Annotated in this window: 13 protein-coding genes; 8 read left to right on the top strand and 5 right to left on the bottom strand. The window is 72.2% G+C overall.

Translation table 11 applies throughout. The features are described from left to right. The first annotated feature begins 117 nt into the window (after positions 1-117). Positions 118-702 (top strand): TMEM165/GDT1 family protein, encoded by a 585-nt coding sequence (locus ACH4RG_RS17670; RefSeq protein ID WP_397926968.1) that lies wholly within the window; start codon positions 118-120, stop codon positions 700-702. 105 nt (positions 703-807) lie between these two features. On the opposite strand, the gene ACH4RG_RS17665 is transcribed toward ACH4RG_RS17670, so the two are convergent. The 5 genes from ACH4RG_RS17665 to ACH4RG_RS17645 all read right to left on the bottom strand — a co-directional run bounded on the left by ACH4RG_RS17665 (position 808) and on the right by ACH4RG_RS17645 (position 5888). After that, positions 808-1344 (bottom strand): methylated-DNA--[protein]-cysteine S-methyltransferase, encoded by a 537-nt coding sequence (locus ACH4RG_RS17665; protein WP_397917279.1) that lies wholly within the window; start codon positions 1342-1344, stop codon positions 808-810. A gap of 25 nt (positions 1345-1369) precedes the next feature. Further along, complete coding sequence (locus tag ACH4RG_RS17660) at positions 1370-2842, bottom strand: AlkA N-terminal domain-containing protein (protein WP_397926966.1); 1473 nt, start codon at positions 2840-2842, stop codon at positions 1370-1372. A 108-nt stretch (positions 2843-2950) separates the two neighbouring features. Beyond that, complete coding sequence (locus ACH4RG_RS17655) at positions 2951-3484, bottom strand: O-acetyl-ADP-ribose deacetylase (RefSeq protein WP_007456644.1); 534 nt, start codon at positions 3482-3484, stop codon at positions 2951-2953. Between the two features lie 45 nt (positions 3485-3529). Then, positions 3530-4948 (bottom strand): phytoene desaturase family protein, encoded by a 1419-nt coding sequence (locus tag ACH4RG_RS17650; protein ID WP_397926964.1) that lies wholly within the window; start codon positions 4946-4948, stop codon positions 3530-3532. Between the two features lie 94 nt (positions 4949-5042). Further along, positions 5043-5888, bottom strand: coding sequence for an inositol monophosphatase family protein (locus ACH4RG_RS17645; RefSeq protein ID WP_397917276.1), 846 nt, complete (start codon positions 5886-5888; stop codon positions 5043-5045). A 786-nt stretch (positions 5889-6674) separates the two neighbouring features. Here ACH4RG_RS17645 and ACH4RG_RS17640 point away from each other — a divergent pair. The 7 genes from ACH4RG_RS17640 to ACH4RG_RS17610 all read left to right on the top strand — a co-directional run bounded on the left by ACH4RG_RS17640 (position 6675) and on the right by ACH4RG_RS17610 (position 14484). Beyond that, the gene (locus tag ACH4RG_RS17640; protein WP_397917275.1) at positions 6675-7295 is read left to right on the top strand and encodes a LuxR C-terminal-related transcriptional regulator; all 621 of its coding nucleotides are present in this window, start codon (positions 6675-6677) and stop codon (positions 7293-7295) included. Continuing rightward, positions 7292-8071 carry an enoyl-CoA hydratase/isomerase family protein gene (locus ACH4RG_RS17635; protein WP_397917274.1) on the top strand — a complete coding sequence of 260 codons (780 nt, stop codon included), beginning with the start codon at positions 7292-7294 and terminating at the stop codon, positions 8069-8071. The genes ACH4RG_RS17640 and ACH4RG_RS17635 overlap by 4 nt, the downstream gene beginning before the upstream one ends. Positions 8072-8335: 264 nt before the next feature. Continuing rightward, positions 8336-9286 carry an ABC transporter ATP-binding protein gene (locus tag ACH4RG_RS17630; RefSeq protein ID WP_397926962.1) on the top strand — a complete coding sequence of 317 codons (951 nt, stop codon included), beginning with the start codon at positions 8336-8338 and terminating at the stop codon, positions 9284-9286. A 73-nt stretch (positions 9287-9359) separates the two neighbouring features. Beyond that, the gene (locus ACH4RG_RS17625) at positions 9360-10166 is read left to right on the top strand and encodes an ABC transporter permease (RefSeq protein ID WP_397917272.1); all 807 of its coding nucleotides are present in this window, start codon (positions 9360-9362) and stop codon (positions 10164-10166) included. Between the two features lie 201 nt (positions 10167-10367). Then, complete coding sequence (locus ACH4RG_RS17620; protein WP_397917271.1) at positions 10368-11660, top strand: beta-ketoacyl-[acyl-carrier-protein] synthase family protein; 1293 nt, start codon at positions 10368-10370, stop codon at positions 11658-11660. Further along, on the top strand, positions 11657-13444 hold the full coding sequence (locus ACH4RG_RS17615; RefSeq protein ID WP_397926960.1) for a CoA-transferase: 1788 nt from the start codon (positions 11657-11659) through the stop codon (positions 13442-13444). Before ACH4RG_RS17620 ends, ACH4RG_RS17615 begins: the two co-directional genes overlap by 4 nt. Further along, on the top strand, positions 13441-14484 hold the full coding sequence (locus ACH4RG_RS17610) for a ketoacyl-ACP synthase III (RefSeq protein ID WP_397917269.1): 1044 nt from the start codon (positions 13441-13443) through the stop codon (positions 14482-14484). The genes ACH4RG_RS17615 and ACH4RG_RS17610 overlap by 4 nt, the downstream gene beginning before the upstream one ends. The last annotated feature ends 4 nt before the right edge of the window (positions 14485-14488 follow it).

The following is a 14488-nucleotide window of genomic DNA, read 5'->3' as shown; positions in this document are numbered from 1 at the left end:
ATGACACGTCCACGCCCTGTGGGCGGAGCCGTCATGCCGGGCCGAGTGGTCCTCCGAAAAGCCCGAGCGGCGCTTCGCGAAGATCCGGGGCCCGGCTCGAACAGAAAGCCACCCGGAATGCACCTCGACCCTCTGGCGATCATCACCGCCTTCGGGCTGATCTTCCTCGCGGAGCTCCCCGACAAGACGATGTTCGCGTCGCTGGCCATGGGCACGCGGATGCGGCCCCTCTACGTGTGGTTCGGCACCTCGTCCGCGTTCGTCGTGCACGTCGCCATCGCCGTCGGTGCGGGCAGCCTCATCGGGCTGCTGCCCGAGTGGATCGTCAAGCTCGTCTCGGCCTCGCTCTTCGCGTTCGGCGCGTTCATGCTGCTGCGCGGCAGCGGCGGGGACGACGACGAGGACGCCGAGGTGAAGACCGTGACCGGGTTCTGGCCGGTCTACACGACCGCGTTCATGGCGGTCTTCATCAGCGAGTGGGGCGATCTCACGCAGATCACCACCGCCAACCTCGCGGCGAGCAACGGCACCTGGTCCACGGCGATCGGTGCGGCCGCGGCCCTGATGTCCGTGTCGGCGCTGGCGCTGCTGGCGGGCCGGTTCATCGCGAAGCGCGTACCGCTGAAGACCGTGCAGCGCATCGGCGGGATCTGCATGCTGGGCCTCGCCGTCTGGACGGCCGTGGAGATCTTCACCGGCTGAGGAGCGCCAGGCCCTGTCGTCCGGCTCCGGTCGTCGCCCGGAGGCGCGGGGCAAGCGGCCGGGGCCCGGGCGGGGCGTGCCGCCTTCGGCACGCCCCGCCCGCTCTCAGAAGAGTGGCTGCACCCCGTCCTCCGTCCCTCCGCTCTCGAAGGCGAGCAGCCGCTGCTTGCGGTCCAGGCCACCGCCGTAGCCGGTGAGGCTCCCGGAGGCTCCGACCACCCGGTGGCACGGCACGATGATTCCGACGGGGTTCTTGCCGTTGGCCAGTCCGACCGCCCGCGAGGCGCCCGGTTTTCCCAGCTCCTCGGCAAGCTCGCCGTACGTACGGGTCTCGCCGTACGGGATCTTCAGCAGCTCCGCCCACACGCTCCGCTGGAACGGCGTGCCCGCGAGGTTCAGCGGGAGGTCGAAGGTGGTGCGGTGGCCGGCGAAGTACTCGGTGAGCTGCTGGATCGTCTCGGCGAAGGGCTCCGGATCCGGGTCGCCGAAGGTCTCCTGGGGCGGCCGGTGGCGCTGGTCGGTCATGTAGAGGGCGGAGAGGACGCCGTCGGTGGCGACGAGCGTGAGCGGGCCGTAGGGGCTGTCGAGGTCCGTGTGCTGCTTGGTCACCGGTGAGGTGGGGGTGGTGCTGGTCGGGGTCATGGAGTGTCCTTGTCGGCGTCAGGCGTCAGGCGGGCAGGTGGTTGATGGGGTGGTCGTCCACCGTCCAGAGGTACTGCACGGCGTACGCCCGCCAGGGGCGCCAGTCGGCGGCCCTGGCGGTGAGGGCGGCGGGGGTGGCCGGCAGGCCGAGCCGCTCGGCCGCCCGGCGGATGCCGAGGTCGGTGGGGAGGAAGGCGTCGGGGTCGCCGAGGGCCCTCATGGCGATGGACTCGACCGTCCAGGGGCCGAAGCCGGGCAGGGAGGCCAGTTCGGCGCGGGCCCGCTCCCAGTCGGTGTCGGTGTCGAGCCGGAGCCGGTCCTCCGCGAGGGCGGCGACGAGGGTGGTGAGGGTGGTGCGGCGGGTGCGCGGCAGGGCCAGGGCCTCCGGGTCGAGTCCCGCCAGCGCCTCCGGGGTCGGGAAGAGATGCGTCAGCCCGCCTTCGGGGTCCTCGACCGGGACGCCGTGGGCGGTGACCAGCCGGGCGGCGTGGGTGCGGGCGGCGGCGGTGGAGACCTGCTGGCCGAGCACCGCGCGTACGGCGAACTCCGCCCCGTCCACCGTGCGGGGCACCCGGCGGCCGGGTCCCGCCTCGACCAGCGGGGCGAGCAGCGGATCGGCGCGCAGCTGGGCGTCGACGGCGACCGGGTCCGCGTCCAGGTCGAGGAGCCAGCGGCAGCGGCTGATGGCCCGGGTGAGGTCGCGGGGGTCGGTGAGGGAGAGCCGGCAGGCGATGTGGTCGGGCCCCGGGCTCAGGGCGACGACGCCGTGCCCGTACGGGAGGGCGAGGGTGCGGCGGTACGCGCCGTCCCGCCACTCCTCCACGCCGGGGACGGCGGTAGCGGCGAGGTGGCCGAAGAGGTTGCTGGGGTTGAGCGGGGCCCGGTACGGGAGGCGGAGCGCGATGACACCCGGTACGGCGGCGGGGCGGGGGCCTCGGGCGGCCCGGGTGCGCAGTTCGCCGGGGGCCAGGCCGAAGACCTCGCGGACCGTCTCGTTGAAGGTGCGGATCGAGGAGAAGCCGGCGGCGAAGGCGACCTGGGCCATGGGCAGCGCGGTCGTCTCGATGAGGAGACGGGCGGTCTGCGCCCGCTGGGCGCGGGCCAGGGCGAGCGGGCCGGCCCCCAGCTCGGCGAGCAGTTGGCGTTCGATCTGCCGTGCGGAGTAGCCGAGCCGGGAGGCGAGCCCGGGCACGCCCTCGCGGTCGACGACCCCGTCCCGGATCAGGCGCATGGCGCGGGCGACCGAGTCGGCGCGGGCGTTCCACTCGGGGGAGCCGGGGCTGGTGTCGGGGCGACACCGCTTGCAGGCCCGGAATCCGGCCTGCTGGCAGGCGGCGGCGCTGGGGTAGAAGGTCATGTTGCGGACCTTGGGCGGCACGACGGGGCAGCTGGGACGGCAGTAGATCCGGGTGGTGAGGACGGCGGTGAAGAACCAGCCGTCGAAGCGGGCGTCCTTGGACTGGACGGCCCGCACGCAGCGCTCGGTGTCGGTGTGCATGGATCCAGGATGGTGCACCGGTCAGGGGCTTGGCTGGCGGAAATCCGACAGGGCCCTCGCGCGGAAATCCGACAGGCGACCGAACCCTCCCGGGCCGGGAACGCGGTCTCAGCGCATCGCGAGGACTTCCTCGAACTCCACGTACGCGTGGGCGTCGAAGAGGACAAAGCGCACCTCTTCCACCGGCTCCACGGTCTCCGCCAGGACCGTGCGTACGGCGATCCTGGCCCCGTCGTCCATCGGCCAGCCGTAGATGCCGGTGGAGATCGCCGGGAACGCGATGGACCTGGCCCCCAACTCGGCCGCCAGCCGCAGGGATTCGCGGTAGCAGGAGGCGAGCAGGGCGGAGCGGTCCTGGGCGCCGGAGAAGACCGGGCCGACCGTGTGCACGATCCACCGGGCGTCGAGGCGTCCGGCGGTGGTGGCGACGGCCTGCCCGGTGGGCAGTCCCTTTCCGTAGTGCGAGGCGCGCAACTCACGGCAGGCGGCGAGGATGTCGGGACCGCCGCGCCGGTGGATGGCGCCGTCGACTCCGCCGCCGCCGAGCAGCGAGGAGTTCGCCGCGTTGACGATGACATCGACGGACTGATCGGTGATGTCGCCGCGGACCAGGCGTACGGCGGGGGAGACAGAGGTGCTCATGCGGACATCATGCCCCGCGCCGGGGGCCTTCGCCGCCCGGTCCGTTCAGGAGGAGGCCCGCAGCCTTCGCCATACGGCCCTGGCGGCGTGGTGGCCGGACATGCCGTGGACCCCGGGTCCGGGCGGGGTGGCCGAGGAGCAGAGGAAGACCGCGGGGTGCGCGGTGGCGTAGGGGACGCGGGCGAGCTTGGGGCGGATCAGCGTCTGGAGGCCGGCGAAGGCTCCGCACGCGATGTCGCCGCCGACGTAGTTGGCGTTGCGCGCGGCGAGTTGGGGCGGTCCCGCGAGGGCGCGGGCGAGCACCAGGTCGCGGAACCCGGGGGCGAAACGCTCCAGTTGGCGTTCGATGACGTCGGTCGCGTCGCCCTCCCATCCTGCCGGGACGTGCCCGTACACCCAGAAGACGTGGCGCCCCTCGGGGGCCCGGGAAGGGTCGGTCAGGCTGGGCTGGGCGGTGATGAGGAAGGGGACGCTCGGGTCGCGGCCCTCGACGGCCGCCTTCAGCGCGGTGTCGATGGTTCCGGCGTCGGGGCCGATGTGGACGGTACCCGCGCGGCGGGCCTCGGACGCGGTCCAGGGGACGGGGCCCGACAGGGCGTAGTCGATCTTGAAGGCGGAGGCGCCGTAGCGGTAGCGGTGGTACGCGGAGCCCAGGCCCGCGATCCGGGCGAGGGCGGAGGGTGAGGTGTCGAAGATGTAGGCGCGGGCGGGCGGGAGTTCGTCCAGGCGCTTGACCTCGCTGCCGGTGCGAACCGTGCCGCCCTGTTCGCGGAGGTACGAGGCGAGGGCGTCGGAGATGGCCTGGGAGCCGCCGCGCGGCACCGGCCAGCCGTTCTCATGGGCGGCGAGGGCGAAGACTAGGGCGATGGCCGAGGTGGCGAATCCGCTGGTGGGGGCTATGGCGTGGGCGGCGAGCCCGGCGAAGAGGCCGCGGGCCTTCTCGTCGGCGAAGCGGCGGGAGACCCAGGTGGCGGGCTGGAGGCCGAGCAGACCGAAGCGGGCCAGCCGGTAGGGGTCGCGGGGCAGGCCGTCCCAGGGGGTGCGCAGGAAGTCGGCGGCCAGGGTGTCCCAGCGGCCGAGGAAGGGGGCCATGAGGCGGCGGTAGGCCCCGGCGTCGGCGGCTCCCAGCGACATCGCGCTCTCGCCGACGGAGCGGGTGAGCACGGCGGCGGTGCCGTCCGGGAAGGGGTGGGCGAGGTCGACCTCGGGGTGCAGCCACTCCAGGCCGTGCCGGGCCAGGGGCATCGCCCGGAACGCGGGTGAACCGATCGCGAGGGGGTGCACGGCGGAACAGGGGTCGTGCCGGAACCCCGGGAGGGTCAGCTCCTCGGTGCGGGCTCCCCCGCCGACCGTGTCGTGCGTCTCGTGGATCTCCACGTCCAGGCCCCGGCGGGCCAGTTCGGCCGCGGCGGTCAGTCCGTTGGGCCCCGCGCCCACCACGACCGCATCGAGCATCGACGGCACCTTGGGACTCCTTCGTCGGCCGGCAGTCGGACCTCCAGGATATTCGCCGCCACCGACCGTGCGGAGGCGGGTGCCCCCGGTTCGCCCGGGCGGGTCAGCCGTCCGTGCGCAGGGCGGCCAGGACGCGCTGGACGGTGGCCTCGTCGCGGGCGGCCGTGAACGGCAGGTCATTGCCGCCGGCGATACGGAACGGGGCGCCGGACAGGGTCGACTGGGCGCCGCCCGCCTCGGTGACCAGGAGCAGGCCCGCGGCGTGGTCCCAGGCGTACTCCCAGTTGAAGGCGATGGCGTCCAGGGCGCCGCGGGCGACGGCGAGGTACTCGAGTCCGGCCGAACCGCAGGGGCGGGCCGCGACGCCTTCGGTGCGCAGGCCCAGCAGCGCCCGCTTCTGGACCTCGTCGGTGTAGTCGGGGTGCGACATCGCCACGTTCAGCACGGCGCCGGGGGCGGGCGACCCGGAGCGTATCGGCGCCCCGTTGAGGGTGGCGCCGCGGCCTCGCACGGCGATGGCCATCTCGCCCCTGACCGGTGCGTACGTCCAGGAGGCGTGCACCTCGCCGTGGAGGGCGAGGGCGACCAGGGTGCAGAAGCCCGCCTCGCCCCGGACGAACTGGCGGGTGCCGTCGACCGGGTCGACGATCCAGACCGGGGCGTCGCCGCCGAGGGCGTCGTAGACCGCCGGGTCGGCGTGCACGGCCTCCTCTCCGACGACGACCGATCCGGGCAGGAGTTCGGTGAGGGCGGCGGTGAGGTGTGCCTCGGCCATCCGGTCGGCGGCGGTGACCAGATCGTGCGGGCCGTTCTTCTCGATGATCTCGTGGGCGGCGAGCTTCCGGTGGCGAGGCATGATCTCGGCCGCGGCGGCGGCGCGCACGGCGGCCTCGACCTCGGTCGGCGGTCCGGGGTACCCGGCGGTCCCGTACAGGAAGTCATCGATCATGGCTCCAGCTAAGCACGACCGGACAAGCCATCGCCGCCCGGGTGAATGCGGACATCTCCGACGCAGGGCCGGATGCCGGACAGTGTCCGCAAAGTGCAAACTGAACAAAGGATGTGTCAATTTCCACCGCATATTCTTGACCCCGGGAAAAAACCCACTACGTGACAAGCGAAGGCTCTACGGTTACTGTTGGCCTGGATTCGGGGTCCCAACTCTCGTATTGGTTCACCCCGCACGGCCCTGAGCGGCCACCGAGCTGGAACGCACTACAGGGGGGAAGCCGTGCCTCAGCCAGCTAACCCCTCGGGGTTACGTCATCCCTGCCGGACCAGGCAGCCTTTCCCGCCGCGCCACCGCGATCCGGTGCGGCTGCGGCCACCGCGTCAGGACGCCCGCGCCCGGACCCAGTGTTCCCACGGATGTCACAGAGTCTTAACGTGCACACCGAACCCCGGAATCCAGGGTCTGCGAAAGTGGAACCGAACGTGGAGCGGGTGCGTCTTGCACCGGGAATCCCATTCTCACGCAGGATATCTACGCTCCAGTAATAATCGCCGGTGAGGAATTCCACCCCCGCCTGAATACACGGCGGCATCCCGGCAACAATACGAGGGTCGTGCGCCGACGGGCGCCGCCATCCCGCTTTCCCGACGCCCCGGGGCCACACCGGAGCGGATTCCCACCGGGCGGGAGGGCGCCATCGCGCGAACGCGGTTCAACACATTCACAACATGCCGAACGACACGCGGCGCCAGCCGCCGCCGTTGGAGTACGAGGGGTTCTGGTATGGCCGAGACGGGCAGACGCGGACTGATGGTCCTGCACTCGTCACCTTTGATACGCAAGGCGATTCTCGATCTGTTCCGGGGCGATCCCGACGTCACCGTACTGGGCGGCTGTCCACACCCGACCGCTGCCGGCAGTCTTCCCGGACGTCGGCCCGACGTCGCGCTCGTGGAGTACGAGCAGTGGCAGGAGGTGCTCGGCAATCTGGCGTACTGGAGCGGCACCCGGGTCATCCTCTACAGCAGGGACAACACCCCCCGCAGCGTGGTCGACTGCATCAGGGGCGGGGCCGCCGGGTTCGTGCACGAGTCATGCCCGCCCGAGTCCATCGTCAAGGGGCTGCACGACGTGCTGAGCGGGCGCGGCTTCTGGCACCTGGGGGCCGACGAGCCCGAGCGCGCGCCGATGCCCCGGCACGCCGAAGCGGGCGGAAGGTGGAAACTGAGCGGACGCGAGGAGGAGATCCTCGGCCTGTTACTCCGCCGACGCTCGAACGAGGAGATCGCGGATGAGCTGTGCCTCACCCAGCAGACCGTCAAGAACTACGCGAGCCGGGTCTTCCACAAGGTGGGCGTGTCCGGACGCAAGGAGTTGTTCAGAATGCTGAGGCCCTGCGGATGACCACACAGTCGACAGCAGCCGAAGGGGATTCGAGCCCCCTGCTGGTCGAGCGGTACGGGAGGGTGGCCACCCTCACCCTGAACCGGCCGCACAAGCGCAACGCGATGTCCACCGCGATGCTGGGGCGACTCGACCACGAGTTGCGGAAGCTGACGGATCGGGACGGGGAGGCGCCGGGGGCGCTGGTGCTCACCGGTGCCGGCGGGACCTTCTCCAGCGGCGCCGACACTCGCGAGTCCGAGTGGCGCGACCTGTCGCGCCGCGCGGTGCGGCGGGCCCATTTCCGTACGGTGTTCGCGACGTTGCACGAGGCCCCCTTTCCCGTGGTGGCGGCCGTCGAGGGGTACGCGCTCGGCGGCGGCCTCGAACTGGCTCTGGCCTGCGACCTGGTGGTGGCGGGCGAGGGGGCGCTGTTCGGCCTCCCGGAGCTCGGGATCGGAGCCGTGCCGGGCGGCGGCGCGGTCCACTCGCTGCTGCGCAGGGCCGGTCGCGGAGTGGCCGCCCGGATGCTGCTGATCCCCGGGGAGCGCGTGCGGGCGGACGAACTCGCACGGCTGGGCGCGGTGGAGCGCACCGTGCCCGACGGCGGGGCTCTCGCCGAGGCGCAGGCGCTGGCGGCCTCGGTGGCCGCCGGGGACCCGGAGCTCCTGGAGGCGGGCGTCCGGCTGTTGCGGGACTCCGGGCATCTGGATCGCACAGCGGCTCTCGGCGTGGAGAACGGCTACTGGTGGCAGGCCGCGTCCGCCGCCAACCGGGACCCCTCGCCCGCCTCCTAGGGGCTCTCGTTCGGGTCACGCCGGGCGGCCGTTCGGCGACACCCTTCGGAAGCCGACGCCTTCGAGCCACGGGCGGCAGGCGCTTCGTTGCAGTGGATGAGCTGCGACGTTAGTGTTGTTGATTAGATTCAGTATTCACTGAATATAGTGGCCGTGCCGTACGGCAGACCTGACGCCCCATCCCCCACCCCGATGCCCGCCGGACGACCCCGGCCGACCGTGGACGCACGAGCCGTGGACGCACGAGGAGAGAGCAGAAGAGACGTGACCCCTCTCATCGAATGTACCGACGTCACCAAGAAGTTCGGTGACTTCACCGCGCTGAGCCGACTGAACCTGACAGTCCCCCAGGGCGTGGTCTACGGATATCTGGGCCCCAACGGAGCCGGCAAGAGCACCACGATCCGTATGCTCATGGGCCTCTCCCGGCCCACATCCGGCCAGGTCCGGGTGCTCGGCCAGAACCCGACCGACCCCGAGGTCCGGCGGCGCATCGGCTATCTGCCCGGTGAACTGCGCCTGGACGAGCGGCTGACCATCGGTCAGACCCTGACCTCCTGGGGGCGGCTGCGAGGACTGACGGACACCGCCTACCGGGACGAGCTGGTCCAGCGGTTCGGCATCGACCCGTCCCGCCGGGTGCGTGGGCTGTCCACCGGCAACCGCCGCAAGGTCGGCCTGGTCGGCGCCTTCATGGCCAGGCCGGAGCTGCTGATCCTCGACGAACCGACCAACGGGCTCGACCCGTTGATGCAGCAGGTGTTCCTCACCACCGTCGAGGAGGCCCGGGCGGGCGGGCAGAGCGTGCTGCTCTCCTCGCACATCCTTTCCGAGGTCGAGCGGGTCGCCGACCTGGTCGCTGTGGTCCAGGGCGGCAGGCTCGCCGCCTCCGGTCCGACGCGGGAACTGCGCCGCCGGGCCGCGCAGCGTTTCCACATCGCCTTCGCGGAGGGCGAGGACGTCCCGCTCGCCGCGCTGGCCGACCTGGAGGGCGCGTCGAACGTGGAGCGGCGCGGGCCGGAGGGTCAGGAGGTCTCCCTGGCCTGGGCCGGCTCGCCCGACGCGCTGCTGACGTTCCTGGCGGGCCGCCGGATCACGACACTCACCGCGCCCGAACCGGACCTGGAGGAGGCGTTCCTGGAGTACTACCGGACCGGCGCCCCGGCCAGTACCGGGGCCGAGGATCCCTCCCCGGCCGCCGACCCGGTGCGGTAGCGATCGCCGGACACCCCCGCCACGGGTCTCAGTCACCAAGGCCGCTCCCTCGGGCCGGCCGGAAGGGAAACACATGTCATCGCCCAGCTCGGAGATCTTCCGGCGCGGAGTACAGATCCAGAAGCGCACCCTGATCGCCTGGTCGGCCGCGCTGGTCCTGCTCGCACTCTCCGTCGTCGGCGCCTGGCCCTCGATGGAGGAGTCCGGCGCCCTGGAGGACTTCTCCTCCGGCATATCGCCGGAGATGGCCGCCGCCTTCGGAATCGACCAGATCAGCAGCGCGAGCGGCTATCTCAAGGGGAACCTGTACGCGGTACTGCTGCCCCTCCTCCTCGGCCTGATGGCCGTGACCGCGACCGCCGCCCTGACCGGCGGCGACGAGGAGGCCGGGCGGCTGGAACTGCTGCTCGCGCTGCCGGTCGCCCGGCGCACGGTCTTTCTGGTGCGCTTCCTCTGCGTGACCTTCGGCCTGGCCCTCACCAGCATCCTGGTCTGGCTGTCGGTGTACGGCTCGGTCCTCTCCTTCGACATGGACGTCTCCGGAGGCGGGGTCGCGGCCGTGACGCTGACCGTCGGCCTGCTGGCCGTGGCGCACGCGGGGGTCGCGTACGCCGTCGTCGGGTTCGGCTTCGGGCGGGGCCCCGCGCTGGGCGTGGCGGCCGGTGTGCTCGTGGTCGGGTACCTGCTGCACGCCATCGCGCCGATGTCCGACGCCCTGGAGCCGCTGGCGAACATCTCCCCGTGGGAGTGGGCGCTGGGCAGCGACCCGCTGCTCACCGGCGTCCCCTGGGGCGGCGTCGCGCTGCTGGTGGTCCTCTCCGCCGCGGTCGTCGCCGCCGGTACGTACGCCGTGGACCGACGCGACGTCAAGAACGCCTGAGCCACGCGCCCGCACCCACCCCCCAGCGGTCCGGCGCCTCCCTCACGGAGGCGGCGGGCCGCTTCCGTGTGTGCGGGCGCGCATACCGTACGGTGTCGACGTCCGGGTCGCATATTCGAGTACTGGCAGTCACCACATTGAGGGCGCATGAGTACTTGACGGCCATATCGAGGCTCATGTATGGGCAGCTAGTTTCGATCCATGGACAGCAGCCGATCCCCTTCCCCGGACCCCTCCGATCCCATCGTGCTGACCGGCATCGGATGCGTGCTGCCCGGCACCCCCGATGTCCATTCCTTCTGGAGCCATGTCTCCACGGGTACCTCACAGGTGAGCCGGCTGGAGACGCCGGCGTTCGCCGCCGCCGGCCTGCCGGTCCACGCGGCCGCGCAGCTCGGCGCCTTCGACACCGAGGCCCGGCTGCCGGACCTCCTGCCGGCGCACGCCGCGAAGTACAACCGCGACATCCTGGCGACCATGGCCGCCGTGGGCGACGCCCTCGAGGACGCCGGGATCGCCCGGGGCCAGATCGCCCCGGAGCGCATGAGCATCGTCCAGTCCTCGTCCCGCGGCCCGCTGTCCTGGTGGGCCGGGGCCATCACGGCGGACCCGGAGCAGAACCCCTACGGAGGCAGGGCGACGGCCATGTTCCGCGGTCTGGCCGGTTGCCCGGCCACCCTCGCCGCCATCGGCGTCGGTGCCAAGGGCCTGGTCACCACGGTCAGCAGCGCCTGTGTCGGCGGCCACCACGCGATCGGCCTCGCACTGCGCGAGCTGCGTTCGGGCAGTGCCGACGTCGTCCTCGCCGGTGGGCACGAGTTCCCGATCGTCCCCGAGGTCGCCCGCTGCTACCTGGCGCTCGGGGACGGGGTGCTCTCGCCCGAAAGCGACGAACCCGCCACCGCCGTACGCCCCTACGACCGCGACCGGCGCGGATTCGCCCTGGGCGAGGGGGCCATGACGCTCTGCCTGGAGCGCGAGTCGTCCGCGCGGGCGCGCGGCGCCCGGATCTACGCACGGATCCTGGGCCACCGCGCCCTCAACGAGGCCAACCACGCCACCAGCATGGACCTGGTCGGGGACGTCACCGCGTCGGTCGTCGCGGGCGTGCTCGACGACGCCGGGCGCAAGCCGGAGGAGATCGGCTACGTCTGCGGCCACGGCACCGCCACCCGGTACAACGACATCGCCGAGAGCCGGGCCCTGCGCCGTCTGCTGCCGCACCACGACGACGCGGGCCTGCCGCCGCACGGCTCCAACAAACCCATCTACGGCCACACGTTCGGCATGGCCGGGATCATCAACGTCGCCGCCACCTCGCTGATGCTCCATCACCAGCGGCTGGCCCCGACCGCCAACCACGTCACGCCGGACCCCGAGTGCGACTACGACCACGTAGCCGAGGGGCCGCGCGACACCGAGATCGACCTCGCGGTCTCGCTGTCCTTCGCCTTCGGCTCGCAGACCTCCGTCATGGCCCTGGAGCACGCATGACCACAGCCCCCGAACGCCCTTCCACCGCCGGTACCCGCCCCGGCCCCTACCTGGCCACCGGTCCCGACGACCTGGTACGCCGCTTCGTCCGCGAGGGCGACCACGTGCACGCCGCGGCGACGATGTCGCGGCCCAACGCCCTGCTGAACGCGGTGTGCCGGGCCTTCGCCGGGAGCGGCAGCATGACGGTGAGCACCACCGCCGTGCACTCCAGCGCCCATGCGCTGGCGCTCTCCGGCGCCGTACGCAAGGTGATCACCGGCTTCGTCGGCGACACCTACCCCTCGCCGCGCCCCAACCGCCTCTACCGCGAGCTGGCCGATGGCCGGCCGTTCGAGGTGGAGATGTGGTCGCTGCTGAGCTACACCCAGCGGCTGATGGCCGGGGCGCTCGGCCAGCCCTTCGCCACCACCGGCTCGATGCTCGCCGAGACCGACCTCCGGCACGGCAAGGAGGGCAAGCTCCACCTGGTGCCGCATCCCGAGGACCCGGAGCGCACCGTCACCCTGCTCAGCCCGCTGCGCCCGCGCTTCACCCTCTTCCACGGTGTCGCCGCCGACCGCCGGGGCAACGTTGTCGCCTGCCCCCCGCTGGGCGAGGGCGCCTGGGCCGCTTACGCCGCCACCGAGGGGGTCCTCGCCTCCGTGGAGGCGATCGTCGACGACGAGGTGATCGCCGCGATGCCGGACCGGGTGGTGATCCCCGCCGCCCGTGTCCTCGGCCTGTGCGAGGCACCGCTCGGCGCCCACCCGCAGTCGCTGCGCACGGGTGGACTGGCCGGGATCGACGGCTACCTGGACGACTACGACTTCCTCACCGACATCGTGGCCGCCTGCAAGGACCCGGAGGCCGCCGCCGCCTGGTACGAGAAGTGGGTCGGCGGGGTGGGGAGCCACTCCGACTATCTGGAGCGGCTGGGCGGTACGCGCCGCGGCGCGCTGGTGTTCCCCGCGCCGCCCGGCGCCCCGGTCGCCGCGGAGAAGGACCGCAGCCCGGTGGACGGGTACGCCGCCCCCACCGAGCAGGAACAGCTCATCGTGCTCGGCGCCCGCACGATCGCGGACCTGGTCCGGGATCGCGGCTACGACACCCTGCTCGCCGGGATCGGCACCTCGCACATGTCCGCGTGGCTGGCGGCCCGGCTGCTGGGGCGCGACGGCGTCCAGGTGCGGGTGGCCGCCGAGCTGGGGCTCCAGTCGATGGACCCCGAGCCCGGCGACGTCTTCCTCTTCAGTCAACGGCACGCCGAGCGCTCGCAGATGCTGGCGGGCGTCGCGGAGACGCTGGGCGGCGCGGTCGCCGCCAACCCGCGCTGCCTGGGCGTGCTCTCCGCCGCGGAGATCGACCCGGACGCCAACATCAACACGACGCTGCTGCCCGACGGCCGCTGGATCACCGGCTCCGGCGGGGCCAACGACATCGCCTCGTCCGTGGACTGCGTGGTGATCGCGGTCGCCTCGGCCCGCCGCTACGTACCGCGGCTGGCCCACCTCACCAGCCCGGGCCTGCGGGTCCGCGACGTGGTCAGCCAGTTCGGGCGCTTCACCCGCGCCGAGGCCGGAGCCGCCTTCGAGCTGGTGAGCTGGCTGCCGCCTGTTCCGGGCCGCGGCCGCGCCGAGAAGGACCTCCCCGACGGGCCGGAGGCAGCGGTTCGCGACCTCACCGGCTGGGAATTCCCCGAGGCCTCCACCGGGGTCAGCGGGTTCCTGACCGACGAGAAGGCCGTCACCACCGAAGAACTCGTCCTCCTGCGCACCATGGACCCGGAAGGCTTCTACCGATGACCACCACCGCCGACACCGTCCCCGACCCGGCGACGGCGCATCTGCGCCCGCTGCCGCCCACCGCGATCGCCCCCGTGCGGCTCGCCGGGATCGGCCACTACTTCCCCGGCGAGCCGATCACCAACGCCCACTTCGAGCAGATCGAGGCACTGGGCATCGACGACGCCTGGATCCGCGAGAACACCGGGATCGTCAGCCGCCACTGGCCGGCCGACGAGAAGGAACGCGCGGTGGAGATGGCGGCCAAGGCGGTGGACGACGCCCTGAGCGCCGCCGGTCTGGGGCCCGACGACATCGACCTCGTCATCGGCACGACCTCCACCACCCGGCCGCGGGTCAACCCCTCCAGCGCCACCAACAACTACATGGACATCTCCCTGCCGCTCCAGAAGCAGGTGGGGCTGCGCCACGCCACCTGCTTCGACGTCACCTCGGTGGCCTGCGCCGGCTTCATGTACGGCACGGCGACGGCCGCCGCGATGCTCCCGGCGCTCGGCATGCGCAACGCGCTGGTCGTCTGCGCGGAGAACCCGCGTCCGATCCTGAACTTCGACTACCGCTACTCGGCGCTGTTCGGAGCGGGGGCCGCCGCGGCGGTCTGGTCGGCGGACACCGAGGAACACGGGCTGCTGGACGTGGCGCTGCACGCGGACGGCTCGTACTTCGACGCCTTCGACATCGACGAGAACGACAAGATGCTGATGCGCGGCCGGGAGGTCGGCGCGGTCGGGCCGAAGCTGCTCTCCCACGTGGGCCAGGAGATCCTGGAGCGCAACGGCCTGACGGTGGACGACATCGACTGGTTCGTGCCGCACCAGGGCAACCTGAACATGATCAACCAGGTGTGCCGGACGCTGGAGATCCCGCGCGAGAAGCTCCTCACCAACATCCAGGAGCGCGGCAACACCTCCAGCGTCTCCATCCCCAGCTGCCTCTCCGAGAACCTCCGCTCCGGGAAGATCCGCTCCGGCGATCTCGTCGCGACGATCGGCATCGGCCGCGGCTTCAGCTGGGGCGCGATGCTCCTGCGCGTTCCGTGAGCCC

Source organism: Streptomyces sp. NPDC021019 (assembly GCF_044333295.1).
Classification (GTDB): Bacteria; Actinomycetota; Actinomycetes; order Streptomycetales; family Streptomycetaceae; genus Streptomyces.
Note: the sequence above shows the minus strand (reverse complement) of the source record. Positions and strands in the feature narration are given on the sequence as shown.

Excerpts from the sequence above, each read along its gene's own strand:
- ACH4RG_RS17670 (WP_397926968.1), top strand. The coding sequence starts at position 118 with ATGCACCTCGACCCTCTGGCGATCATCACCGCCTTCGGGCTGATCTTC.
- ACH4RG_RS17665 (WP_397917279.1), bottom strand. The coding sequence starts at position 1,344 with ATGACCCCGACCAGCACCACCCCCACCTCACCGGTGACCAAGCAGCAC.
- ACH4RG_RS17660 (WP_397926966.1), bottom strand. The coding sequence starts at position 2,842 with ATGCACACCGACACCGAGCGCTGCGTGCGGGCCGTCCAGTCCAAGGAC.
- ACH4RG_RS17655 (WP_007456644.1), bottom strand. The coding sequence starts at position 3,484 with ATGAGCACCTCTGTCTCCCCCGCCGTACGCCTGGTCCGCGGCGACATC.
- ACH4RG_RS17645 (WP_397917276.1), bottom strand. The coding sequence starts at position 5,888 with ATGATCGATGACTTCCTGTACGGGACCGCCGGGTACCCCGGACCGCCG.
- ACH4RG_RS17640 (WP_397917275.1), top strand. The coding sequence starts at position 6,675 with ATGGCCGAGACGGGCAGACGCGGACTGATGGTCCTGCACTCGTCACCT.
- ACH4RG_RS17635 (WP_397917274.1), top strand. The coding sequence starts at position 7,292 with ATGACCACACAGTCGACAGCAGCCGAAGGGGATTCGAGCCCCCTGCTG.
- ACH4RG_RS17625 (WP_397917272.1), top strand. The coding sequence starts at position 9,360 with ATGTCATCGCCCAGCTCGGAGATCTTCCGGCGCGGAGTACAGATCCAG.
- ACH4RG_RS17620 (WP_397917271.1), top strand. The coding sequence starts at position 10,368 with ATGGACAGCAGCCGATCCCCTTCCCCGGACCCCTCCGATCCCATCGTG.
- ACH4RG_RS17615 (WP_397926960.1), top strand. The coding sequence starts at position 11,657 with ATGACCACAGCCCCCGAACGCCCTTCCACCGCCGGTACCCGCCCCGGC.
- ACH4RG_RS17610 (WP_397917269.1), top strand. The coding sequence starts at position 13,441 with ATGACCACCACCGCCGACACCGTCCCCGACCCGGCGACGGCGCATCTG.